A 21,951-nucleotide genomic window follows, 5' to 3' on the forward strand; every position below is an offset into this window, starting at 1 on the left:
GGTGCGTGAACGAGCTATGCCAGACGCTGGCTTACAGGCAGCCACTCTTGCAATGCCTGCCAGGCGCCCAGCTTTTCCATGTAGGGCAAGGTATGAGCGGGACTACTGGAAGGAAGCCTGATGATCCGGTGATGGTCGCCATGCTGCCCAAGGGCCTTCAAACCGATACGCGCAGCAGTGCCGCCATTGAAGGCGATGACAGCCAGCCTGGGTAGTGATTCGATCAGGCTCGCCAGGTCGTTGCCGGCGTGATCCCGGATGTTGCTGTCCAGGCTGCCCTCACGCTTCGCTTGCGCCACCACGTCCCACAGACCGACGTGATGCGCCAGAAGCGTTTGCAGCCGCGCGGCATAGTCCAGGTGGACCAGGTCTTCACCCAGAACCTCGCCGGTCAGGCGCCAGAACTGATTCTGCCGATGCGCGTAATACTGGCTTTGCGCCAGTGACGCCTCGCCCGGCAGGCTGCCGAGAATAAGGATGCGCGTGCCGGCGTCAACGACAGGCGGGAAGCACCGCTTCAGTGTCATCGGTCACGCGCTCCGTTACAACACCTTGAGATGGGAATCCCCCGCCGCCTGCGCGGGGGGGGCAGCCGGGCCGTCAGGCCAGCAGCTTGTTGACGCGCTGCACGTAGGCAGCCGGATCGTCCAGCATGCCGCCTTCGGCCAGCAGCGCCTGGTCGAACAGCACCTGCACGCGGTCGCTGAAGGCATCGCCCTCGGGGAGATCGCGCAGTTTCTGCACCAGCGCGTGTTCCGGATTCAGTTCCAGGATCGGCTGGGCGTCCGGCGCCTTCTGGCCGGCCTGCTTGAGCAGGCGCTGCAGGTAGCCGCTCATGTCGCCTTCGTCAGAGACCAGGCACGAGGCCGACGCGGTCAGGCGCAGCGTCACGCGCACGTCCTTGGCCTTGCCGTCGAGCACGCCCTTGGCGCGTTCGACCACGTCCTTCCAGTCGGCCTCGGCCTTTTCCTGCTCGGCCTTCTCGGCTTCGTCGGCGAGCTTGCCCAGGTCCAGGTCGCCGCGCGCAACCGACACCAGTTCCTTGCCGTCGAACTCGCGCAGGAATGACAGCATCCATTCGTCGACGCGGTCGGTCAGCAGCAGCACTTCGATGCCCTTCTTGCGGAACACTTCCAGGTGCGGGCTGTTCTTCGCGGCGGACCAGGTATCGGCGGTGACGTAGTAGATCTTGTCCTGGCCTTCCTTCATGCGGCCGACGTAGGCGGCCAGCGCCACATTCTGCTCGGCGGTGTCGTTGTGCGTGGAGGCAAAGCGCAGCAGCTTCGCCACGCGCTCCAGGTTGGCCTGGTCTTCGCCGATGCCTTCCTTGAGCGCCTGGCCGAACTGCTGCCAGAAGGTGGTGTATTTGGCGCGATCGGCTTCTTCTTCACTGTCGGCCAGCGTTTCCAGCATCGACAGCACGCGCTTGGTGCAGCCCTCGCGGATGGCCTTGACGTCGCGGCTTTCCTGCAGCAGTTCGCGCGATACGTTCAGCGGCAGGTCGGCGGAGTCGACCACGCCCTTGACCCAGCGCAGGTAGCCCGGCAGCAGCTGGTCGGCATCGTCCATGATGAAGACGCGCTTGACGTACAGCTTCAGGCCGGCCTTGTGGTTGCGATCCCACAGGTCGAACGGGGCGCGCGCCGGGATATACAGCAGCTGGGTGTATTCGCTGCGGCCTTCCACGCGGTTGTGGGTCCAGGCCAGCGGCGCCTCGTTGTCGTGCGCGATGTGCTGGTAGAAGGCGGTGTACTGCTCGTCGGTGATGTCGGACTTGGCGCGGGTCCACAGCGCGCTGGCCTGGTTCACGCTTTCCCACTCGGCGGTGCGCTGGTAGGTGCTGGATTCAGCGTCCCACACTTCCTTGGGCATGCGGATCGGCAGCGAGATATGGTCCGAGTACTTCTGGATGATGCCCTTCAGGCGCCAGGCCGAGAGGAAGTCGTCCTCGCCCTCGCGCAGGTGCAGCGTGATGGTGGTGCCGCGCTCGTTGCGGGCGATGGCATCGATGGTGAACTCGCCGTCGCCGGTGCTTTCCCAGCGCACTGCGTCTTCGGCACCCAGGCCGGCGCGGCGCGTTTCCACCGTGACCTTGTCGGCGACGATAAAGGCCGAGTAGAAGCCCACGCCGAACTGGCCGATCAGCGCGGCGTCCTTCTGCTGGTCGCCGGAAAGCTGCTGGAAGAATTCCTTGGTGCCCGAGCGGGCGATGGTGCCGAGGTTGTGGATGGCCTCGTCGCGGCTCATGCCGATGCCGTTGTCGGTGATCGTCAGCGTGCGCGCCTTGGCGTCGGCCTCGATGCGGATGGCCAGGTCGGCGTCGTTCTCCAGCAGGGACGGATTCGCGATCGCCTCGAAGCGCAGCTTGTCGGTAGCGTCCGAAGCATTCGAGACCAGCTCGCGCAGGAAGATTTCCTTGTTGCTGTACAGCGAGTGGATCATCAGGTGCAGCAGTTGCTTCACTTCCGCCTGGAAGCTCATCGTCTCGTGCGGTGCGGTCATGGTTCTCCTCTTGGAAACAGGCGAATCTGGAAAGTGGGTGTGGCCACGGTCCTGTGGCCGGTGCCGCCAGACATAGGGCCGCCCGGGCCATTTTTCAAGGCCCGGGTGCTGCCGGGATGTGACTTACAGTCGCTCTAGCTGGTGCGCCAGGAAGGCCAGCATGTCCGGGTGGCCGCTGCTGGCAACGTTGAAGCGCATCCAGCCCGACGGCATCTGCGACGGCGAGAACAGGCTGCCCGGGGCGAACAGGTAGCCCTCCTCATGCCCCGCGGTGGCGATCGCGTTGGTGTCGCGGCCGGTATCGGCCCACAGGTACATGCCGGCGTGCTGGCCGGAAAAGAGCCGCAGGCCCAGGCGCTCCAGCTCGCGCCGGGTCTCGTCGCGGGCGCGGTCCAGCCGGGTGCGCACGCGCTCCACATGCTTGCGGTAGTGGCCCTCGGTCAGCACCTTGTACAGCACGCGCTCGTTGATCTCCGGCGTGGCCAGCCCCGCCAGCAGCTTGCTGTCGGTCAGCGCCGACGCCATCTCCGGGTGCGCGGCGATAAAGCCCACGCGCAGGTTGGCCGCCAGGGTCTTGGAAAAGCTGCCCAGGTAGATCACCCGGCGCAGCTGGTCCAGGCTGGCCAGCCGGGAGGCGGCGTGGCCGGGCGGGCACAGGTCGCAGTAGATATCGTCCTCGACGATCAGGAAGTCGTACTGCTCGGCCAGGCGCAGCAGCTGGAAGGCCTTGGCCGCCGACAGCGAGGTGCCGGTGGGGTTGTGCAGCACCGAGTTGATCACGAACAGCTTGGGCCGCCGTGCCTGCACGATGCGCTCCAGCGCCTCCAGGTCCGGCCCTTCGGCGGTGTAGGGCACCCCGGTCACCTGGGCGCCCTGCGCGGCAAAGCGGCCGAACATCACGAACCAGGCCGGGTCGCCCACCAGCACCGTGTCGCCGGGCTGCAGGTAGAGCCGCGCGATCAGGTCCAGGGCCTGGGTGATGCCCGAGGTCAGCACGATCTGCTCGGCGCTGGCACCGATCTCCAGTTCTTCCAGCCGGGTGCGCAGCTGCTGGCGCAGCGGCAGGAAGCCCTGCGGCGTGCCGCTGGCCAGGAAATGGTTGCCGGGCTGGCGGCCCAGGCCGCGCAGCGCGCTGGCGATCAGCTCGCCGTCGAGCCAGTCATTGGGCAGGAAGCCCAGCCCGGGCGCCTTGTGCGCCTCGGCGGTATGGAACATGCTGCGCAGCAGCCAGGTCACGTCGATATTGCGCGCCACCGCCACGTCGCCGGACACCGGCGCCGCGGGCGCGGCCGGGGCACGCTCGCGCACGTAGAACCCGGAGCCGCGGCGCGATTCCAGGTAGCCCAGCGCCACCAGCCGCTCATAGGCCTCGACCACGGTAAAGCGCGAGATGCCCTTCTCCTGGGCCAGTTGCCGGATCGACGGCATGCGCATGCCGGAGCGGAACACGCGCTCGTCGATGCGCATGCGGGCCCATTCGGTCAGTTGCTCGACCAGCGTCATCTGCGCCGAGGGGATCGGATCCGGGAAGCGCTCGGTGGGCGGCACCACCAGCCGCAGCGCGCGGCCGGAGGTCTGCCCCGATGTGCTGTGGGCGTCGCCGCCGCTATCCTTATGACGGGTGACGGTGGCGGGCTCGCCGCCGGCGTCGCCATCCCTGCTGTTGGCATCCATGTGCTGCTCCTGCAACTGTACTGAATACGATCCGCTCAACTGTACCGGTACTGTACCGACTACCTTGTCTACCATCAAGCCAAGATGAAGCTCGCCCTCGATCACCTTGTCATCGCCGCGCCCGACCTGGACGCCGGCACGGACCATGTTGCCGGCCTGCTGGGCATTGCGCCCCAGGGCGGCGGTGCGCACACGGCCATGGGCACGCACAACCGTGTGCTGGGCATGTTCGGCGGCGTCTACCTGGAAGTGATCGCGGTCGATCCGGCGGCAACGGCACCGGCCCGGGCGCGCTGGTTCGGCCTGGACACCGAGGCCGTGCAGCAGCGCCTGCGCGACGGCCCCTTCCTGCTGCACTGGGCCGCGCGCGTGGAACGCCCCGCCGACCTGGGCCGGTGGCAGGCGCAGTACCCGGAGCGCATCGCCCCGGTCATCCCGATGACCCGCGGCGGCCTGCACTGGCGCATCACCGTGCCCGAGGACGGCAGCCTGCCCGCCTGGCCGGGCGAAGCCGACAGCGCCGGCGATGGCCTGCTGCCCAGCCTGATCCAGTGGGACGTGGCCAGCTACCCCGGCGTCAGCCTGCCGCGGCAGGACCTGGCGCTGCGCAGGCTGTCCGGGCGCCACCCGCGCGCCGAGCTGCTGCGCCAGGGGCTGGCCTGGCTGGGCGCCGACCACCTCATCGCCATCGAGCAGGCCGAGGGCCCGCCCGAACTGAGCGCCGAAATCGAAACCGCGCAGGGCATCCGCACCCTGCGCTAGCCACACCCGGAACAAGCCCACCAGGAGACCCCGATGTCCGCCACCCGCAAGCGCTTCGACGAAGACCCCTATCTTGGCCACTGCACCGCCACCGTGGTGGCGGCCGGCGCCGAAGGGATCGAACTCGACGAAACCGTGTGCTACGCGCGCAGCGGCGGCCAGGCCGGCGACACCGCCATACTGGCGCTGGCCGACGGGCGCGCGGTGGCCATCGTCGACACTGTCTACGCCGACGACCGCAGCCGCATCCTGCATGTGGCAGCACCGGATGCGCCGCTGCCGCGCGTGGGCGAGCGCGTCACCGTGACCATCGACTGGGCGCGCCGCCACAAGCTGATGCGGCTGCATACCTGCCTGCACCTGCTCGGCTCGCTGATCCCGGTGCCGGTGACCGGCTGCGGCATCTCGCCGGAGTCGGCGCGCGTCGACTTCGACCTGCCGGAATCGACCCTGGACAAGGCCGACCTGACCGAGCGCCTGAACGCGCTGATCCACGCCAACACCGCGGTGCGCACCACGCTGATCACACCGCAGGAACTGGCCGCCCAGCCCGAGCTGGTGCGCACCATCGGCGCCGCGCCGCCGGCGGGCACCGCCAGCATCCGCATCATCGAGATCCCCGGCGTGGACCGCCAGCCCTGCGGCGGCACCCACGTGGCCAACACCAGCGAGATCGGCACGGTGGTGGTGACCAAGATCGAGAAGAAGAGCCGCACCAACCGGCGCGTGGTGGTCGCGTTCGCGTGATGGCGTCCGGCTTGCTCACCGGCCTGACGGCCGCGCAGTTCCTGGCCCTGCTGACCCTGCTGACGGTGGGCCTGTTCACGCCCGGGCCCAACACCACCATCGCCGCGGTCACCGGCGCCAACTTCGGGCTGCGCGCCACGCTGCCGCACTGCGTGGGCGTGGCCTTCGGCTTTGCCAGCATCCTGGCGCTGTGCGCGCTGGGCGTGGGCGCGCTGGTCCTGGGCCAGCCGGCGCTGGCCGCCGGCGTGCACCTGGCCGGCGTGGCCTACCTGCTGTGGCTGGCGTGGAAGATCGCGCGCAGCGCGGCGCTGGCGCAGAAGCAGGTGCTGCGCCCGCTGAGCGTGTGGCAGTCGGCGGTGCTGCAGTACGCCAACATCAAGGCGTGGATGCTGGCGCTGGCGGTCGCGGCCTCTTACATGACGGGCGCGCCCTCGCCGGTGCAGCGCGTGCTGCTGGTGTGCAGCGTGTTCGCCGTGCTGGGCTTTGTCAGCAACGGCGTGTACGGCGTGCTGGGCGCGTCGTTGCGGCAATGGCTGCAGCAAGGGCAGCGCGTGCGCTGGTTCAACCGCGCCATGGGCGCGGCGCTGGCGCTGACCGCGCTGTGGATTGCGGTCAGCGCCAGCCCGGGCGTGCAGTGACCCGCGGCGATCCGATTCCGAGCCGATGACAACCAAGACCCCGAGCATGCCCGCCAGCCGCCCCGCTTCGCCACTGACGTCTGCCCCGCCGGCCTCCGGCGGCATGCTGCTCGGCTTTGTCGGCGTGGCGATCTTCAGCCAGACGCTGCCGTTCACGCGCATGGCGGTGGCCGAACTGGACCCGATCTTTGTGGCACTGGCGCGCGCCGTGCTGGCCGCGCTGCTGGCGCTGGCGCTGCTGGCCTGGCGCGGCGCGCTGTCCGCCAGCCGCCGCCCGCGCGGCGGCCAGTGGCCGCGGCTGGCCGTGACCGCGCTGGGCGTGGTGGCAGGTTTCCCGCTGTTTTCTTCGCTGGCGATGCGCGAGGTGCCGGCCAGCCACGGCGCCATCGTGATCGGCCTGCTGCCGCTGGCGACCGCGGTATTCGCCGCCTGGTTCGGGCGCGAGCGGCCGTCGCCGGCGTTCTGGCTGTCGGCCGTGGCCGGCAGCGCGCTGGTGGTGGGCTTTGCCGTCTGGCAGGGTGCCGGCGGCCTGCAGCATGCGGACTGGTACCTGTTCGCCGCCGTGGTGCTGGGCGCGCTGGGCTATGCCGAGGGCGGCAAGCTGTCGCGCGAGCTGGGCGGGCTGGAAACCATCAGCTGGGCGCTGGTGGTATCGCTGCCGACGCTGGTGCCGGTGGTGGCCTGGCTGACCCTGCGCGACCTGCCGGCGATTGCCGCGGCGTCGCCGCGCGCCTGGGGCGGCATGGCCTATGTGTCGGTGTTCTCGATGTTTGTCGGCTTCCTTTTCTGGTACGCCGGCCTCGCAAAAGGCGGCGTGGCGCGCGTCGGCCAGATACAATTGCTGCAGCCGTTCCTGACGCTGGCGGGCGGTGCGCTGATCCTGGCCGAGCCGCTTGACGCCCCCACCATCGCCTTCGCGGTGGCGGTGATCGCCGTCGTGGCCCTCGGCCGCCGCGCCGCCGTGCAGCAAAGCGCACCCGCCCCCGCCCCGGAAACGCCACCGATCCTCCCTGGACGCATTCACTGACTGGAGCCTACATGTCCGTCTACGACACCCTTGCCCGCCTCGGCATCGAACTGCCGGCCGTCAACGCCCCCGCCGCCGCCTATGTAATGGCCGCGCAAACCGGCAACACCGTATTCCTGTCGGGCCATATCGCCCGCAAGGAAGGCAAGGTATGGACCGGCAAGCTGGGCAAGGACATCGACACCGAGTCCGGCAAGGCCGCAGCGCGCGCGATCGCCATCGACCTGCTGGCCACGCTGCACGCGCATGTGGGCGACCTGAACCGCGTTACCCGCATCGTCAAGGTGATGAGCCTGGTCAACTCGACTCCCGAATTCACCGAGCAGCACCTGGTCACCAACGGCGCCTCGGAGCTTTTGGCCGAAGTGTTCGGCGACAACGGCAAGCATGCGCGCAGCGCCTTCGGCGTGGCGCAGGTCCCGCTGGGCGCCTGCGTCGAGATCGAGATGATCGCCGAAGTGAAGGCGGCCTGAGGCCCGCATGCGCATCGACAACCTGCCCTTCGGCACCACCGACTGGTCGGCCATCGCGCCGACCCGCCACCCCGGCGAGCAGGGCGAGGCCACCTGGCGCACGCGCCAGTTCGGCGACATCCGCGTGCGCATGGTCGAATATTCGCCGGGCTACCTGGCCGACCACTGGTGCAGCAAGGGCCATATCCTGTTCGTGCTGGACGGCGAGCTCCATACCGAGCTGGAAGACGGCCGGCAGTTCGTGCTCGGCGCGGGCACCAGCTACCAGGTAGCCGACCAGGCGGAAGCGCACCGTTCGTCCTCGCCGAAGGGCGCACGACTATTTATCGTTGACTGAGCGGCAGGCTTGCCGCTCAGCCCAGAACTCCCCCAGACCACAAGAGACACATCATGAAATGGGCCATCTCCCGCCGGGCACAGCAACTGACCAGCTCGGCCATCCGCGAAATCCTGAAGGTCACCGAGCGTCCGGAAGTCATTTCGTTCGCCGGCGGCCTGCCGTCGCCGGCCTCGTTCCCGGTAGCGGCCATGGAGGCAGCGACGGCCCGCGTATTCGCCGACAACCCGCAGGCGGCGCTGCAATACGCCGCGACCGAAGGCTACCTGCCGCTGCGCGAGTTCGTCGCCAGGCGCCATGGCGCGCCGGTCGAGCGCGTGCTGATCACCACCGGCTCGCAGCAGGCACTGGACCTGATCGCCAAGGTGATGATCGACCCGGGCAGCAAGGTGCTGGTGGAAACCCCCAGCTACCTCGGCGCGCTGCAGGCGTTCTCGCTGTTCGAACCTGAGTTCGTCTCGATCCCCAGCGACGACAAGGGCCTGCTGCCCGAGGCGCTGACGCCCGAGCTGACCGCCGGCGCGCGCTTCCTGTACGCCCTGCCCAACTTCCAGAACCCGACCGGGCGCCGCCTGCCGCTGGAACGCCGCGAAGCGCTGGTGGCCCGCGCCAAGGAACAGGGCGTGCTGCTGGTCGAGGACGATCCCTACGGCGCGCTCAGCTACACCGGCGACCAGCTGCCCAGCCTGCTGTCGATGAACCCGGACGGCGTGATCTACATGGGTTCGTTCTCGAAGATCCTGGCCCCCGGCATGCGCCTGGGCTACGTGATCGCCCCGCCCGAGCTGCACTTCAAGCTGTGCCAGGCCAAGCAGGCGTCTGACCTGCACACGCCGACCTTCACCCAGCGCGTGGCCTACGAGACCATCCGCGACGGCCTGCTCGACACGCATATCCCGACCATCCGCGAGCTCTACGGCAAGCAGTGCCAGTACATGCTGGACGCGCTCAAGCGCCATATGCCCGAGGGCGTGACCTGGAACGCGCCCGAAGGCGGCATGTTCATCTGGATGGAGCTGCCCGAGGGCCTGGACAGCATGGTGATCCTGGAAGAAGCCGTGAAGCGCAACGTGGCCTATGTGCCGGGCGCGCCGTTCTACGCCAGCAACCCGAAGCGCAACGCGCTGCGCCTGGCCTTCGTCACGGTGTCGGCCGAGCGCATCGAGCAGGGCGTGGCCATCCTTGGCGAGCTGTTCCGCGAAGCCATCGCCGCGGCCGCCGCCAGGCAACCGCGCGCGGCCTGAAGCCCGGGCGCGCATCACCACTGGAGCCGAAATGTTGCGTATCTGGGGCCGACTCTCCTCCATCAACGTGCAGAAAGTGGTCTGGTGCGCGCGCGAGCTGCACCTGGACCATGAGCGCGTGGATATCGGCGTGACCAAGGGCGACCTCGACACCGAGGCCTATGTGCGCCTGAACCCGAACCGCCAGATCCCCGTGATCGAGGATTTCCGCGGCACCGATGTCGGCGGCGAGCCCTTCGTGCTGTGGGAATCCAATGCGATCGTGCGGTACCTGTGCGCGCGCTACGGCGAAGGCACGCTGTGGCCCGAGGACGTCAAGGCACGCGCCTCGGCCGACCGCTGGATGGACTGGCAGACCACCGCCTTCAGCCCGGCCATGGTGACGGCGTTCCTGAACCTGGTGCGCAAGCCAAAGGCGGAGCGCGACGAGGCTGCCATCAAGGCATCGTGCGAGCGCACCGAGCCGCTGGCCGCGCTGCTGGACAAGGCGCTGACCGGGCGCGAGTTCATCGGCGGCGACCGCTTCACCATGGCCGACATCTCGCTGGCCTGCGCCGCGCACCGCTGGATGGGGCTGCCGCTCAAGCACCAGCCGCGCCCCAACCTGGAGCGCTGGTTGAGCGCGATGCGCGCCCGCCCCGCCGCGGACGGCATCCTGGAACTGCCGCTGCGCTGAGCCGCGGCAGTTTTTTCTTTCCTGCCGTCCTGCCTTACTTCGCCGCGCGCGAGCCCGACGCCGCGGTAAAAACCCCCAGCCCGATAAACGCCGCGCCGGTCAGGTAGCGGCCGAGCGCTCGCGCCCTGCCGGCGCGGCGCAGTGCCGGCATCACCGCGGCGGCGGCCATCACGTAGCAGGCGTCCGTGGTCGCGGCGATCAGCACGAAGGCCACGCCCAGTGCCAGGCTCTGCGTCAGCGCCGAGCCTGCCGGGTTCATGAACTGCGGCAGGAAAGCAGCAAAGAAGATCGCGGTCTTGGGATTGAGCAGTGCCACCACGAAGCCGTCGCGCACCACCTGGCGCAGGCTGCGTGGCGCTACTTCAACCGTGCCGCCGTCAGCCGCCGCGGCGCCGCCACGCAAGGCGCGGATGCCCAGCCAGATCAGGTAGGCCGCCCCCGCGTACTTGACCACCGAAAACGCCAGCGCCGATACCGAGAACAGCACCGCCAGCCCAAGCGAGGCGCCGATCGCGTTGCCCAGGTTGCCCAGCGCCACCGCGCCGATCGAGGCCAGCCCGGCCTGCCGGCCCTGCGCCAGCGTGCGCGTGACGATATAGACCACGGCCGGGCCGGGCGTGATGGCCAGCGCCAGGCTGGCCAGCACGAATGCGGTCAGCAAAGGCCAGGGGGGAAGGAATTCGGTCATGGGCAGCCTCATTCAATGGTTGGATGCGGGCGGCAGCGCGCCCGCGGCATGACGCCCGCCAGTATGCGCCGAGCGCCGGCGCTTGCGCCAGTCCCGGCATGGCTGCCGGGCCGGTCATGCAAGCCGGTGGCAGGCACGCAGGCTTTTGCAACAGGCGCCGTTTAGAGTACTCTGGCCTGAGTGCCTGGAAGGCACCACGTGCGCCGCAAGCCCCCCCAGGGAAACCCTGATCCCTGAATGTGGCTCATGCCAGGCATGACGCAATATACGACAGCGAACACGGAACCCGTTCCTACAATCGCTGGTTCTTTCCCGCGCGCGGCGGATGCCGTTCGCCGGTGCAAAGCGCATGCACGGCGCCGAGGGCACGCAGATCGTCCCGGCGCCTGAGCCAACCTGAGGAGGACATCGATCGTGTGGAGTCAAGTCTATGACCCGCTAGGCAATATGGCGCTGTCGACCATTGCCGCGGGCATTCCCGTCGCCGTGCTGCTGGCAGCGCTGGCGTTCTTTCATATGCAGGCCCACCTGGCGGCGGGGCTGGCATTGCTGATCGGCATCGTGGTCGCCTCCACGGTGTTCGGCATGCCGGCGGCAATGGCCGGCAAGGCAGCGGGGCTGGGCATCGTGTCCGGGCTGTTCCCGATCGGCTGGATCGTGCTGAACATCATCTTCCTGCACCGGCTGACAACCCTTAACGGGTCATTCAAAGTCTTGCAGAACTCGATCTCCGGCATCACCGAGGACCGCCGCCTGCAGCTGCTGCTGGTGGCGTTCAGCTTCGGCGCCTTCTTCGAGGGCGCGGCCGGCTTCGGCACGCCGGTGGCCGTGACCGGCGCCATCCTGATCGGCCTGGGCTTCTCGCCGCTGGCCGCCTCGGGCCTGGCGCTGATCGCCAACACCGCGCCGGTGGCCTACGGCGCGCTGGGCGCCCCGATCATCGGCCTGGCGTCGGTGACCGGGCTGGACCTGCTCGACCTGTCGGCCATGATCGGCCGCCAGCTGCCGTTCTTCTCGGTGATCGTGCCGTTCTGGCTGATCTGGGCTTTTGCCGGCTTCCGCGGCATGCTGGCGATCTGGCCGGCGATCCTGGTGGCGGGCGTGAGCTTTGCGATCCCGCAGTTCCTGGTGTCGAACTACCACGGACCGTGGCTGGTGGACGTGATCGCCGCGCTGGTGTCGATGGGCTCGCTGACGCTGTTCCTGAAGGTCTGGCATCCGAAGGAGATCTGGACCTCGACCAGGATCCTGGGCCGCCACGACGACTCCAAGGTCGACCATCCCGAAGCGCTGGAAGCCGATGCCCGCGCCAGCGCCGCCTCGGCCGGCATCTCGGTGGCCAAGGCCTGGATGCCGTGGGTGATCCTGACCGTGTTCGTCTTTGTCTGGGGCGTCCCCGAGTTCAAGAAGCTGATGGATAGCCTGTGGGCGTGGAAATTCCCGATCCCGGGGCTGGACAAGGCCATCGTCAAGGTGCCGCCGGTCGTGCCCAAGGAAGTCATCGAAGGCGCGGTCTTCAACTTCAACGTGCTGTCGATGGCCGGCACCGGCATCTTTGTCTCGGCCATCGCCGGCGGCCTGCTGATGGGCTACTCGGTGCCGCGCCTGTTCAAGGAATACTGGGAAACCATCAAGCTGGTGCGCTACTCGCTGCTGACCATCTGCGCGATGTTCGGCGTCGGCTACCTGACCCGCTACTCGGGCCTGGATGCCACGCTGGGCCTGGCCTTCGCCCACACCGGCGTGTTCTACCCGCTGTTCGGCACCATGCTGGGCTGGCTGGGCGTGGCGCTGACCGGTTCGGACACGGCCTCGAACGTGCTGTTCGGCGGCCTGCAGAAGACCACGGCGGAGCAGCTGGGCCTGTCGCCGGTGCTGATGGCCTCGGCCAACAGCTCGGGCGGCGTGATGGGCAAGATGATCGATGCGCAATCCATCGTGGTGGCCTCGACCGCGACCAAGTGGTACGGCCACGAAGGCGACATCCTGCGCTATGTGTTCTTCCACTCGATCGTGCTGGCGATCCTGGTGGGCCTGTTCGTGACACTGCAGGCCTATGTGCCGCCGTTCACGCATATGGTGATCCACCACCCCTGACCATTCAGAAGTTTCCGCGCTGCGGTTCTGACAAGGCCCCGCCCCCTGGCGGGGCTTTTCCATTGTGCAAGGCGCGTATCATGTTGTGTCTGATCCGCCGCACGCGCGCCCCCACCTCCCACGAAGACGCCGGGGTGCGCCGGGCACAACGGGAAACCTGCCATGTTGCGTCGCCTGGAAAGACTGATCGACCCCTTCCGGGGCATGCCCGACCACGAGCCGCCCGGCCAGGTCTGGCGCTTCTATGCCTGGTACCTGCGCGAAGTGTGGGGCGTGTTCGCGCTGCTGTTGCTGGTGGGCCTGGTCGGCGCGCTGATCGAGGTGGCGCTGTTCAGCTTCCTCGGCCGGCTGGTCGACATGGCCCAGACCACGCCGGGCGCGGAGTTCTTCAGCCGGCATCGCAATGAACTGCTGTGGATGGCGGTGGTGGCGCTGCTGCTGCGTCCCATCTTTTTCGGGCTGCACGATGTGCTGGTGCACCAGGTCATCAACCCCGGGCTGGCCAACCTGATCCGCTGGCAGAACCACCGCTACGTGCTCAAGCAGAGCCTGTCGTTCTTCCAGAACGACTTTGCCGGGCGCATCGCGCAGCGCATCATGCAGACCGGCTACTCGCTGCGCGATTCCGCGGTGCAGGCGGTGGACGCGATCTGGCACGTGGTGATCTATGCGGTCAGCTCGCTGGTGCTGTTCGCACAGGCCGACTTGCGGCTGATGATACCGCTGCTGCTGTGGATCGTCTGCTATGTGGCTGCCCTGCTCCATTTCGTGCCGCGCGTGAAGCAGCGCTCGGTGGTGGCCACGGAGTCGCGCTCGCGCCTGATGGGGCGCATCGTCGACGGCTACACCAATATCACCACACTCAAGCTGTTCGCCCACACCCGTCACGAGGAAGACTATGCGCGCGACGCCATGTCCGAGCAGACCGAGAAGTCGCGGCTGGCCGGACGCATGATCAGCGGCATGGACATCACCATCACCGCCATGAACGGCGCGCTGATTGCCGGCACCACGGGGCTGGCCCTGTGGCTGTGGAGCGAGGGGCACGTCACCACCGGCGCGATTGCGCTCACCACCGGGCTGGTGATCCGCATCAACAATATGTCCGGCTGGATCATGTGGGTGGTCAACGGCATCTTCGAAAACGTCGGCCAGGTGCAGGACGGCATGAAGACGATTGTCGTGCCGCGCGTGGTGACCGACCGCGCCGACGCGAAGCCGTTGCGCGTCACCCATGGCGAGGTCCGCTTCGAGCAGGTGGGATTCCACTACGGCAAGGGCTCAGGCGTCATCGAAGGCGTGGACCTGACGGTGCGCCCGGGCGAGAAGATCGGGCTGGTCGGCCCCTCCGGCGCCGGCAAGTCGACGCTGGTCAACCTGCTGCTGCGACTCTACGACGTCGAGCGCGGCCGCATCCTGATCGACGGCCAGGACATCGCCGCGGTCACGCAGGAAAGCCTGCGCGCACAGATCGGCATGGTCACGCAGGACACCTCGCTGCTGCACCGGTCGATCCGCGAGAACCTGCTCTACGGCAAGCCCTCCAGTACCGAGGCTGAACTGCAGCAAGCCCTGCACCGCGCCCGCGCCGACGAATTCACCCCGCACCTGGTCGACGCCCACGGCAATACCGGGCTGGAGGCGCAGGTCGGCGAGCGCGGCGTGAAGCTGTCAGGCGGCCAGCGCCAGCGCATTGCCATCGCGCGCGTGCTGCTCAAGAACGCGCCGATCCTGATCCTGGACGAAGCCACCTCGGCGCTGGATTCGGAGGTGGAAGCGGCAATCCAGGAAAGCCTGGAAACGCTGATGCAGGACAAGACCGTGATCGCCATCGCCCACCGGCTGTCGACGATTGCGCGCATGGACCGGCTGGTGGTGCTGGACAACGGCCATATCGTGGAAAGCGGCACGCACGCGCAATTGCTGGCGCACGGCGGGCTGTATGCGCGGCTGTGGGCGCATCAGACCGGGGGATTTGTGGGAGTGGATTGAGATATTGCCCGCCAGATTGGGGGCTCCCCTCTCCCGCAAGCAGGAGAGGGGAGCAAACCGGTAGGGCACTCAGTTGCCAGCCGGCGGCTCCACGCGCACCGGATCGATGCGCGGCTCCTTGAGCTTGGCCTCGATCGCCTTGCCCTTGCGCGCGCGCTTGCCCACGTAGGCCTGCAAGGCCACGCCTGCCAGCTTCTGCGAGGTCGGCTTGCCTCCGCGCCCCGCGCCCGAGAGCATCAGCCCCGGGGCGCCCACGCCCACTGCCTGCAGCAGCTTCTCCTTGGGTTCCAGCTCGATCAGGATGACGCCACGCCCGCCGGCCGACAGCACCTTGACCTCGTCCAGCCCCACCAGCAGCAGGCGGCCGTTGCCGGACAGGCAGGCCACATGCGTGGCCTCGTCGCCGATCGGCGCCGGCGCCAGCGGCGTGTCGCCGTCATCGAGCGTCAGGAACGACTTGCCGCCCTTCTGCCGGCTGATCATGTCACCGACCCTGGTCTGGAAGCCATTGCCGCCCGCGGTGGCGATCAGCATGCGCTGCTCCGCGCTGCCGGCAAAGGTGTGCGCGACCTGGCTGCCGGACTGCAACTCGATCAGCGTGGTGATGGGCACCCCGTCGCCGCGCCCGCCAGGCAGGCTGGCGACCGGCACGGAATAGACCCGGCCGTTGGTGCCGAACACCAGCAGCACGTCGACGGTACGGCATTCGAAGGTGCCGTAGAGCGCGTCGCCGGCCTTGAAGGTGAACTGCTGCGCATCGTGGCCATGGCCCTGGCGCGTGCGCACCCAGCCCTTCTGCGACATCACCACCGTCACCGGCTCGTCGATCACGCGCACTTCGGCCGCGGCGCGGCGCTCTTCCTGGATCAGCGTGCGGCGCGGGTCCTTGTCTTCCGGGCTGTATTGCTTGGCGTCGGTCTCGATCTCCTTGATGATGCGGCGGCGCATCATGGTCTCGGACTTGAGCAGCACGTCCAGGTCGGCCTGTTCCTCGCGCAGTTCCTTCAGTTCCTTCTCGATCCGGATCGCTTCCAGGCGCGCCAGCTGGCGCAGCCGGATTTCCAGGATGTCCTCGGCCTGGCGGTCGCTCAGGCCGAAGGCCTCGATCAGCGCCGGCTTGGGCTCGTCGCTCTCGCGGATGATGCGGATCACCTCGTCGATATTGAGCAGCACCAGCATCCGGCCTTCGAGGATATGGATGCGGTCCTCGACCTTGCCCAGGCGGTGGCGCGTGCGGCGCGTGACGGTTTCGAAGCGGAACGCGATCCACTCCGACAGGATCTCGCGCAGGCCCTTCTGGCGCGGGCGCCCGTCGGTGCCGATCATCACCAGGTTGATCGGCGCGCCCGACTCCAGGCTGGTATGCGCCAGCAGCGTATGGATGAACTCCTGCTGGCCGACGTTCTTGCTCTTGGGCTCGAACACCAGCCGCACCGGCGCATCCTTGCCCGATTCGTCGCGCACCGCGTCCAGCACCGCCAGCACGGTGGCCTTGAGCTGCTGCTGGTCCTGCGTCAGCGCCTTCTTGCCGGTCTTGATCTTGGGGTTGGTGATTTCCTCGATCTCTTCCAGCACCTTCTGCGCCGAGGTGTTCGGCGGCAGCTCGGTCACCACCAGCTGCCACTGGCCGCGCGCCATCTCCTCGATGGTCCAGCGCGCGCGCACCTTCAGGCTGCCGCGGCCGCCCTCGTAGATCTGGGCGATATCGGACGCCGGCGAGATGATCTGGCCGCCGCCCGGATAGTCCGGCCCCGGCATCAGCGCCAGCAGCTCGGCCAGCGTGATATTGGGATTGCGGATCATCGCCACGGTGGCCGCGGCGACTTCGCGCAGGTTATGCGGCGGGATCTCGGTCGCCATGCCCACCGCGATGCCCGAGGCGCCGTTGAGCAGCACGAACGGCAGCCGCGCCGGCAGCAGCCTGGGCTCCTGCATCGAGCCGTCGTAGTTGGGGGCGAAATCGACCGTGCCTTCATCGATCTCATCGAGCAGCAGCCGCGAGATCGGCGTCAGGCGCGCTTCGGTGTAGCGCATCGCCGCCGCGCCGTCGCCATCGCGCGAGCCGAAGTTGCCCTGGCCGTCGATCAGCGGGTAGCGCAGCGAGAAGTCCTGCGCCAGGCGCACCAGCGCGTCATAGGCGGACTGGTCGCCATGCGGGTGGAACTTGCCCAGCACATCGCCGACCACGCGCGCGGACTTGACCGGCTTGGCGTCGGCGCGCAGGCCCATCTCGTGCATCGCGAACAGGATGCGGCGCTGCACCGGCTTCTGGCCGTCGGCCACCTCGGGCAGCGCGCGGCCCTTGACCACGCTGACGGCGTAGTCCAGGTAGGCGCGCTCGGCGTAGCGCGCCAGCGTCAGCGAATCGGCCGGCTCTTCAGGTTGAAACGTGATGTCTTGTTGTTCCATGGGTAGGCAAGAATTCGGCGCGCCACGTTGAACTGCCGGCGCGCCGGGTTGCTTGTTGTTCGGGTATGCCGGTCAGGGCATGGGGCGGCGCCCGCCGATGACCATCTTCACGCGCGGGCCGTCCGCGCTGGCGCTGGCGCGCTTGAGCACCGCGCCCTGCTGCGGCTGGTACAGCCGGTAAAACTGCAGCACGGTGCTGACATACTGCCGGGTCTCCGGGTAAGGCGGAATGCGGTTGTTGTAGCGCTGCACCGCGCCCTCGCCGGCGTTATAGGCAGCCAGCACCAGCTCCAGGTTGTTCGGGAACAGCTGCATCAGCCAGCTCAGGTAGCGCACGCCCGCGGTGATATTGGTGCGTGGATCGGCCAGCTTCTGCTCGATGCTTCGGCGCGCATCGGCGCTCACGCCAAAGCGCGCGCCGGTGTCGGGGATCACCTGCATCAGGCCGATCGCGCCCTTGGGCGACACCGCGCCCGGGTTGAAGCCCGACTCGACCGCCATCACCGCCTTGACCAGCGCGGGATCGACATCCTGCTTGCCGGCGATCTGGTGGATCAACGGTTCGACGGTCTTGATATTGGGATGGTTGACGACGTAGCGGTACAGCTTGTGCTGCTCCAGGTCGATGTCCGCGCCAGCGGCCGCCTGCGATTGCCGCGCCGCCAGGCGCGCGGTATCCAGCTTGCCGCCGTCCTTCATGAACAGCTTGTAGCGCGCGTCCAGCTTCTGGTCGGCAAAATGCGCCACGCCGTCGGCATCGATAAAGCCCCACAGCTCGGCATGCGCCGCCGGCACGAAGGCGAACCCGGCCAGCGCCACGACGGCTGCCGCCGCCTTGCGCCATGGTTTGCCGGGAGTTCTCGTCGTCATCGTGCGTTCCAGATTACTGTCCGTTGGCGGCCGTCGGGAATGACGGCCAGGCAGACTGGGCGATTATCTACCCAATCACCGGCCGCCGCTTTCCGCTCAGGTATCGCTCAGATATCGGCCTCGACCTCGTTGCCCTTCTCTTCCAGCCAGCTGCGGCGCTGTGCGGCCTCGCCCTTGCCCATCAGCATATTCATCATCTCGACGGTCTGCGGCAGGTCGTATTCGCCCAGCGACACGGGCAGCAAGCGCCGCGTGTCGGGGTTCATGGTGGTTTCCCAGAGCTGCTCGGCGCTCATTTCGCCCAGGCCCTTGAAGCGGGAAATCTGCCACGAGTTTTCCTTGACGCCGTCCTTGAGCAGCTTGTCCTGGATGGCCAGCAGCTCGCCTTCGTCCAGCGCGTACAGCTTCTGCGCCGGCTTCTTGCCGCGCGCGGGCGCATCGACGCGGAACAGCGGCGGACGCGCCACACAGACGTTGCCGGTCTCGATCAGCTTGGGGAAGTGGCGGAAGAACAACGTCAGCAGCAGCACCTGGATATGCGCGCCGTCCACATCCGCGTCGGACAGGATGCAGATCTTGCCGTAGCGCAGGTTGGACAGGTCGGGCTCGTCGTTGGCGCCGTGCGGGTCCACGCCGATCGCCACCGCGATGTCGTGCACTTCGTTGTTGGCAAAGAGGCGGTCGCGCTCGGTCTCCCAGGTATTGAGCACCTTGCCGCGCAGCGGCAGGATGGCCTGGAACTCCTTGTCGCGGCCCATCTTGGCCGAGCCGCCGGCCGAGTCGCCCTCGACCAGGAACAGTTCGTTGCGGGTCACGTCGGTGGACTCGCAATCGGTCAGCTTGCCGGGCAGCACGGCCACGCCGGAGCCTTTTTTCTTTTCGACCTTCTGCGCCGCGCGCGTGCGCGCCTGAGCCTGGCGGATCACCAGCTCGGCCAGCTTCTTGCCGTACTCGACATGGTGGTTCAGCCACAGCTCCAGCGCCGGGCGGCTGAAGGTGGAGACCAGCCGCACCGCGTCGCGGCTGTTCAGGCGTTCCTTGATCTGGCCCTGGAACTGCGGATCCAGCACCTTGGCCGAGAGCACGAACGAGGCGCGCGCAAACACGTCTTCGCTCATCAGCTTGACGCCCTTGGGCTGCAGCGCGTGCATCTCGATAAAGCTCTTGACCGCCTGGAACAGCCCTTCGCGCAGGCCGGATTCATGCGTGCCGCCGGCCGGCGTCGGGATCAGGTTGACGTAGGACTCGCGCACCGGCGCGCCGTCTTCGGTCCATGCCACCACCCAGGAGGCGCCTTCGCCGTCGGCAAAGCCTTCTTCGCCGGGATTGGCGTCGGGGTCGGCGAAGTGCTCGCCCTCGAACATCGGGATCACCAATTCCGCGCCGCTGCCCTGCGCCAGCGCCTCGACCAGGTAGCCCTTCAGGCCCTGGTCGTACTGCCAGGTCTGGCGCTCGCCGGTCTTCTCGGTCACCAGCGTGACCTTGACGCCCGGCAGCAGCACCGCCTTGCTGCGCAGCAGGCGCTGCAGCTCGGCCAGCGGGATCGCGGCCGAGTCGAAATACCTGGCGTCCGGCCACACCTGCACGCGGGTGCCGCTCTTCTTCTCGCCCCGCTCGATCTTGCGCGAGGCCAGCGGCACGGTCACGTCGCCGCCGGAGAAGGTCAGCGTCGAGCACATGCTGTCGCGCCACACGGTCACGTCCAGCTGCGTCGACAAGGCATTGGTCACCGACACGCCCACGCCGTGCAGGCCGCCCGAGAAGGCATAGGCGCCGCCCTTGCCCTTGTCGAACTTGCCGCCGGCGTGCAGCCGGGTGAAGACGATCTCGACCACCGGCACGCCTTCTTCCGGGTGGATGCCCACCGGGATGCCGCGGCCGTCGTCCTCCACGCTGAGGCTGCCGTCGCGATGCAGGGTCACCAGGATCTCGGAGCCGTGGCCGCCGAGGGCCTCGTCCGAGGCGTTGTCGATCACCTCCTGCACGATATGCAGGGGGTTGTCGGTCCGGGTGTACATGCCGGGACGCTGCTTGACCGGCTCCAGGCCCTTCAGGACCCGGATGGAAGATTCGCTGTACTGACTGGTTTTGCTCGCCATGGAGTCGCTACGAAAGTGATGGTCCCGGCTGCCATGAGGCGCACAACTGTGCACGCGCCGGGGCACCGGGCACTGCATTGTAATGGAAGCGGGCGACGGCAATCCCGCCAAAAAAGCGCTTGGCCTGCCGACCCGCGCTGGCGCCGGTTTGCCGGGCCGCCGCCACTTTTTGCCAGGGCGCCGGCAGCGCGGGCAGCGCCGTACGCGTTTTCCCGAGCCGGAGTAAACTCGCCAGCACCCGGCCCCGGCAAGCCCGATTGCCGTCCCGGCACGGGCAACAACAAGCACACACAATCCCTGTCGGCACCGCGCTTACCCGGCGGGACTGCCGCACATCGAGCCAAGACATGCAGAACCGACAACTCTCCCTGACCACCGTACTTGTGTGCGGTGGGCTGCTCGTGACCCTTTCAATGGGCATCCGGCACGGCTTCGGCCTGTTCAACCTGCCGATCACCCAGGCCCATGGCTGGAACCGCGAGACCTTCGCTTTCGCGCTGGCGCTGCAGAACCTGATGTGGGGCGCCAGCCAGCCCTTTGCCGGGGCGCTGGCCGACAAGTTCGGCGCGCTGCGCATCATGCTGGTCGGCGTGGGGCTGTACGTGGCCGGGCTGGTGGTGATGGCGCTGGCCACCAGCGGCACCGCCTTTGCCACCGGTGCCGGCGTGATGATCGGCATCGCCCAGTCCGGCACCACCTACAGCATCGTCTACGGCGTGATCGGCCGCGTGGCCAGCCCCGAGAAGCGGGTCTGGGCCATGGGCATCGCCGCCGCGGCCGGCTCCTTCGGCCAGTTCCTGATGATCCCGGTGGAACAGGGCCTGATCTCCGGGCTGGGCTGGCAGAACGCCCTCTATGTAATGGCGCTGATGGCCTGCGTGATGCTGCCGCTGGCGCTGACGCTGCGCGAGCCGCGCGAAGCGGCCCACACCGGCGGCCACCACCAGACCATCGGCCAGGCCGTGCATGAAGCCTTCGGCAACCGCAACTTCCAGCTGCTGACACTGGGCTACTTCGTATGCGGCTTCCAGGTGGTGTTTATCGGCGTGCACCTGGCGCCCTACCTGAAGGACCAGGGCCTGACTGACCCGAAAGTCGCCGTCGTGGCGCTGGCGCTGATCGGGCTGTTCAATGTATTCGGCACCTATACCGCCGGCGCGCTGGGGCAGCGCCTGCCCAAGCGCTACCTGCTGTCCGCCATCTACGTGACGCGTTCGGTGGTGATCGCCGGCTACCTGCTGCTGCCGCTGACGGTGGCCAGCACCTGGGTGTTCGCGGCGGTCATGGGCTTCCTGTGGCTGTCCACGGTGCCGCTGACCAACGGCATCATCGCCCAGGTGTTCGGCGTGAAATACCTGTCGATGCTGTCGGGCGTGGTGTTCTTCTCGCACCAGATCGGCAGTTTCCTGGGGGCCTGGCTGGGCGGCTTCCTCTACGACCGTACCGGCGGCTACAACACGGTGTGGCTGATCGCGATCGCGCTGGGCGTGGTGGCCGCGCTGGTGAACCTGCCGATCCGCGAGCAGGCGCTGGTGCGCGTGCAGCCGGCGGCGGCATGATGAGCACGACCCAGGCGCGCGTGATGAAGGCAGGCGGGCTGGCGGTGCTGGCCGGGGTGCTGGCGCTTGGGTTCGTGGGTTACCTGCGGCCGGGGTTCATGGTCGACCTGACCAATATGGTGCTGGCGTGGTGCGGGTGAGGGCCGGCTTGCCCGAC

General features: G+C 68.0%; 19 protein-coding genes. 12 read left to right on the forward strand and 7 right to left on the reverse strand.

Translation table 11 applies throughout. The features are described 5' to 3' along the window. Nucleotides 1-14: 14 nt before the first annotated feature. From AC3WON_RS24290 to AC3WON_RS24300, 3 genes are all read right to left on the reverse strand, one after another. Nucleotides 15-527: a DNA-deoxyinosine glycosylase gene (locus AC3WON_RS24290; protein WP_492319807.1), complete on the reverse strand. Its 513-nt coding sequence runs from the start codon at nucleotides 525-527 to the stop codon at nucleotides 15-17. 73 nt (nucleotides 528-600) lie between these two features. Then, nucleotides 601-2,502, reverse strand: coding sequence for a molecular chaperone HtpG (htpG, locus tag AC3WON_RS24295; RefSeq protein WP_492319806.1), 1,902 nt, complete (start codon nucleotides 2,500-2,502; stop codon nucleotides 601-603). Between the two features lie 123 nt (nucleotides 2,503-2,625). After that, a complete protein-coding gene (locus AC3WON_RS24300) occupies nucleotides 2,626-4,176 on the reverse strand; it encodes an aminotransferase-like domain-containing protein (protein ID WP_492352892.1) in 1,551 nt (516 codons plus the stop codon). A gap of 84 nt (nucleotides 4,177-4,260) precedes the next feature. Here AC3WON_RS24300 and AC3WON_RS24305 point away from each other — a divergent pair, with 84 nt between their 5' ends. The 8 genes from AC3WON_RS24305 to AC3WON_RS24340 are packed head-to-tail and all read left to right on the forward strand — an operon-like array spanning nucleotide 4,261 to nucleotide 10,080. Next, nucleotides 4,261-4,938, forward strand: a complete 678-nt coding sequence (locus tag AC3WON_RS24305; protein WP_492352893.1) for a VOC family protein — start codon at nucleotides 4,261-4,263, stop codon at nucleotides 4,936-4,938. Between the two features lie 33 nt (nucleotides 4,939-4,971). Beyond that, nucleotides 4,972-5,685: an alanyl-tRNA editing protein gene (locus AC3WON_RS24310; RefSeq protein ID WP_492352894.1), complete on the forward strand. Its 714-nt coding sequence runs from the start codon at nucleotides 4,972-4,974 to the stop codon at nucleotides 5,683-5,685. Next, nucleotides 5,685-6,323, forward strand: a complete 639-nt coding sequence (locus tag AC3WON_RS24315; protein WP_492352895.1) for a LysE family translocator — start codon at nucleotides 5,685-5,687, stop codon at nucleotides 6,321-6,323. The genes AC3WON_RS24310 and AC3WON_RS24315 overlap by 1 nt, the downstream gene beginning before the upstream one ends. 46 nt (nucleotides 6,324-6,369) lie before the next feature. Beyond that, on the forward strand, nucleotides 6,370-7,350 hold the full coding sequence (locus AC3WON_RS24320) for a DMT family transporter (RefSeq protein ID WP_492352904.1): 981 nt from the start codon (nucleotides 6,370-6,372) through the stop codon (nucleotides 7,348-7,350). Between the two features lie 11 nt (nucleotides 7,351-7,361). Beyond that, a complete protein-coding gene (locus AC3WON_RS24325) occupies nucleotides 7,362-7,823 on the forward strand; it encodes a RidA family protein (RefSeq protein ID WP_492352896.1) in 462 nt (153 codons plus the stop codon). Nucleotides 7,824-7,830: 7 nt separating this feature from the next. Beyond that, on the forward strand, nucleotides 7,831-8,160 hold the full coding sequence (locus AC3WON_RS24330) for a DHCW motif cupin fold protein (RefSeq protein ID WP_010813560.1): 330 nt from the start codon (nucleotides 7,831-7,833) through the stop codon (nucleotides 8,158-8,160). A gap of 53 nt (nucleotides 8,161-8,213) precedes the next feature. Next, nucleotides 8,214-9,404 carry an aminotransferase-like domain-containing protein gene (locus AC3WON_RS24335; RefSeq protein ID WP_492319800.1) on the forward strand — a complete coding sequence of 397 codons (1,191 nt, stop codon included), beginning with the start codon at nucleotides 8,214-8,216 and terminating at the stop codon, nucleotides 9,402-9,404. 31 nt (nucleotides 9,405-9,435) lie between these two features. Continuing rightward, nucleotides 9,436-10,080 carry a glutathione S-transferase family protein gene (locus AC3WON_RS24340; RefSeq protein WP_492319799.1) on the forward strand — a complete coding sequence of 215 codons (645 nt, stop codon included), beginning with the start codon at nucleotides 9,436-9,438 and terminating at the stop codon, nucleotides 10,078-10,080. A gap of 34 nt (nucleotides 10,081-10,114) precedes the next feature. Here the strand turns inward: AC3WON_RS24340 and AC3WON_RS24345 are convergent, their stop codons facing one another. Next, the gene (locus AC3WON_RS24345) at nucleotides 10,115-10,768 is read right to left on the reverse strand and encodes a LysE family translocator (protein ID WP_492319798.1); all 654 of its coding nucleotides are present in this window, start codon (nucleotides 10,766-10,768) and stop codon (nucleotides 10,115-10,117) included. A 414-nt stretch (nucleotides 10,769-11,182) separates the two neighbouring features. On the opposite strand from AC3WON_RS24345, the gene AC3WON_RS24350 reads away from it, so the two are divergent. Together AC3WON_RS24350 and AC3WON_RS24355 are read left to right on the forward strand one after the other, a co-directional pair. Beyond that, on the forward strand, nucleotides 11,183-12,865 hold the full coding sequence (locus AC3WON_RS24350) for an L-lactate permease (protein ID WP_439670816.1): 1,683 nt from the start codon (nucleotides 11,183-11,185) through the stop codon (nucleotides 12,863-12,865). 162 nt (nucleotides 12,866-13,027) lie between these two features. Continuing rightward, the gene (locus AC3WON_RS24355; RefSeq protein WP_492352897.1) at nucleotides 13,028-14,857 is read left to right on the forward strand and encodes an ABC transporter ATP-binding protein; all 1,830 of its coding nucleotides are present in this window, start codon (nucleotides 13,028-13,030) and stop codon (nucleotides 14,855-14,857) included. Nucleotides 14,858-14,926: 69 nt separating this feature from the next. Here the strand turns inward: AC3WON_RS24355 and parC are convergent, their stop codons facing one another. The 3 genes from parC to AC3WON_RS24370 form a co-directional block, all read right to left on the reverse strand. Continuing rightward, nucleotides 14,927-17,266 carry a DNA topoisomerase IV subunit A gene (gene parC, locus AC3WON_RS24360; protein WP_492319796.1) on the reverse strand — a complete coding sequence of 780 codons (2,340 nt, stop codon included), beginning with the start codon at nucleotides 17,264-17,266 and terminating at the stop codon, nucleotides 14,927-14,929. Between the two features lie 72 nt (nucleotides 17,267-17,338). Then, nucleotides 17,339-18,136 carry a lytic transglycosylase domain-containing protein gene (locus AC3WON_RS24365; protein WP_492352898.1) on the reverse strand — a complete coding sequence of 266 codons (798 nt, stop codon included), beginning with the start codon at nucleotides 18,134-18,136 and terminating at the stop codon, nucleotides 17,339-17,341. Between the two features lie 107 nt (nucleotides 18,137-18,243). Further along, nucleotides 18,244-20,235 carry a DNA topoisomerase IV subunit B gene (locus AC3WON_RS24370; RefSeq protein WP_492352899.1) on the reverse strand — a complete coding sequence of 664 codons (1,992 nt, stop codon included), beginning with the start codon at nucleotides 20,233-20,235 and terminating at the stop codon, nucleotides 18,244-18,246. Nucleotides 20,236-20,582: 347 nt separating this feature from the next. On the opposite strand from AC3WON_RS24370, the gene AC3WON_RS24375 reads away from it, so the two are divergent. Together AC3WON_RS24375 and AC3WON_RS24380 are read left to right on the forward strand one after the other, a co-directional pair. Next, on the forward strand, nucleotides 20,583-21,794 hold the full coding sequence (locus AC3WON_RS24375; RefSeq protein ID WP_492319793.1) for an MFS transporter: 1,212 nt from the start codon (nucleotides 20,583-20,585) through the stop codon (nucleotides 21,792-21,794). Beyond that, the gene (locus AC3WON_RS24380; RefSeq protein WP_492352906.1) at nucleotides 21,791-21,934 is read left to right on the forward strand and encodes a hypothetical protein; all 144 of its coding nucleotides are present in this window, start codon (nucleotides 21,791-21,793) and stop codon (nucleotides 21,932-21,934) included. The genes AC3WON_RS24375 and AC3WON_RS24380 overlap by 4 nt, the downstream gene beginning before the upstream one ends. Nucleotides 21,935-21,951: the final 17 nt, after the last annotated feature.

The organism is Cupriavidus sp. FW305-46, from assembly GCF_058787075.1.

What these genes read in the sequence shown, in the direction of transcription:
- parC (WP_492319796.1), bottom strand. Translation starts at nt 17,266, where the DNA reads ATGGAACAACAAGACATCACGTTTCAACCTGAAGAGCCGGCCGATTCG.
- AC3WON_RS24355 (WP_492352897.1), top strand. Translation starts at nt 13,028, where the DNA reads ATGTTGCGTCGCCTGGAAAGACTGATCGACCCCTTCCGGGGCATGCCC.
- AC3WON_RS24365 (WP_492352898.1), bottom strand. Translation starts at nt 18,136, where the DNA reads ATGACGACGAGAACTCCCGGCAAACCATGGCGCAAGGCGGCGGCAGCC.
- AC3WON_RS24340 (WP_492319799.1), top strand. Translation starts at nt 9,436, where the DNA reads ATGTTGCGTATCTGGGGCCGACTCTCCTCCATCAACGTGCAGAAAGTG.
- AC3WON_RS24310 (WP_492352894.1), top strand. Translation starts at nt 4,972, where the DNA reads ATGTCCGCCACCCGCAAGCGCTTCGACGAAGACCCCTATCTTGGCCAC.
- AC3WON_RS24335 (WP_492319800.1), top strand. Translation starts at nt 8,214, where the DNA reads ATGAAATGGGCCATCTCCCGCCGGGCACAGCAACTGACCAGCTCGGCC.
- AC3WON_RS24315 (WP_492352895.1), top strand. Translation starts at nt 5,685, where the DNA reads ATGGCGTCCGGCTTGCTCACCGGCCTGACGGCCGCGCAGTTCCTGGCC.
- AC3WON_RS24290 (WP_492319807.1), bottom strand. Translation starts at nt 527, where the DNA reads ATGACACTGAAGCGGTGCTTCCCGCCTGTCGTTGACGCCGGCACGCGC.
- AC3WON_RS24300 (WP_492352892.1), bottom strand. Translation starts at nt 4,176, where the DNA reads ATGGATGCCAACAGCAGGGATGGCGACGCCGGCGGCGAGCCCGCCACC.
- AC3WON_RS24345 (WP_492319798.1), bottom strand. Translation starts at nt 10,768, where the DNA reads ATGACCGAATTCCTTCCCCCCTGGCCTTTGCTGACCGCATTCGTGCTG.
- AC3WON_RS24325 (WP_492352896.1), top strand. Translation starts at nt 7,362, where the DNA reads ATGTCCGTCTACGACACCCTTGCCCGCCTCGGCATCGAACTGCCGGCC.
- htpG (WP_492319806.1), bottom strand. Translation starts at nt 2,502, where the DNA reads ATGACCGCACCGCACGAGACGATGAGCTTCCAGGCGGAAGTGAAGCAA.
- AC3WON_RS24320 (WP_492352904.1), top strand. Translation starts at nt 6,370, where the DNA reads ATGCCCGCCAGCCGCCCCGCTTCGCCACTGACGTCTGCCCCGCCGGCC.
- AC3WON_RS24380 (WP_492352906.1), top strand. Translation starts at nt 21,791, where the DNA reads ATGATGAGCACGACCCAGGCGCGCGTGATGAAGGCAGGCGGGCTGGCG.
- AC3WON_RS24370 (WP_492352899.1), bottom strand. Translation starts at nt 20,235, where the DNA reads ATGGCGAGCAAAACCAGTCAGTACAGCGAATCTTCCATCCGGGTCCTG.
- AC3WON_RS24305 (WP_492352893.1), top strand. Translation starts at nt 4,261, where the DNA reads ATGAAGCTCGCCCTCGATCACCTTGTCATCGCCGCGCCCGACCTGGAC.
- AC3WON_RS24330 (WP_010813560.1), top strand. Translation starts at nt 7,831, where the DNA reads ATGCGCATCGACAACCTGCCCTTCGGCACCACCGACTGGTCGGCCATC.
- AC3WON_RS24375 (WP_492319793.1), top strand. Translation starts at nt 20,583, where the DNA reads ATGCAGAACCGACAACTCTCCCTGACCACCGTACTTGTGTGCGGTGGG.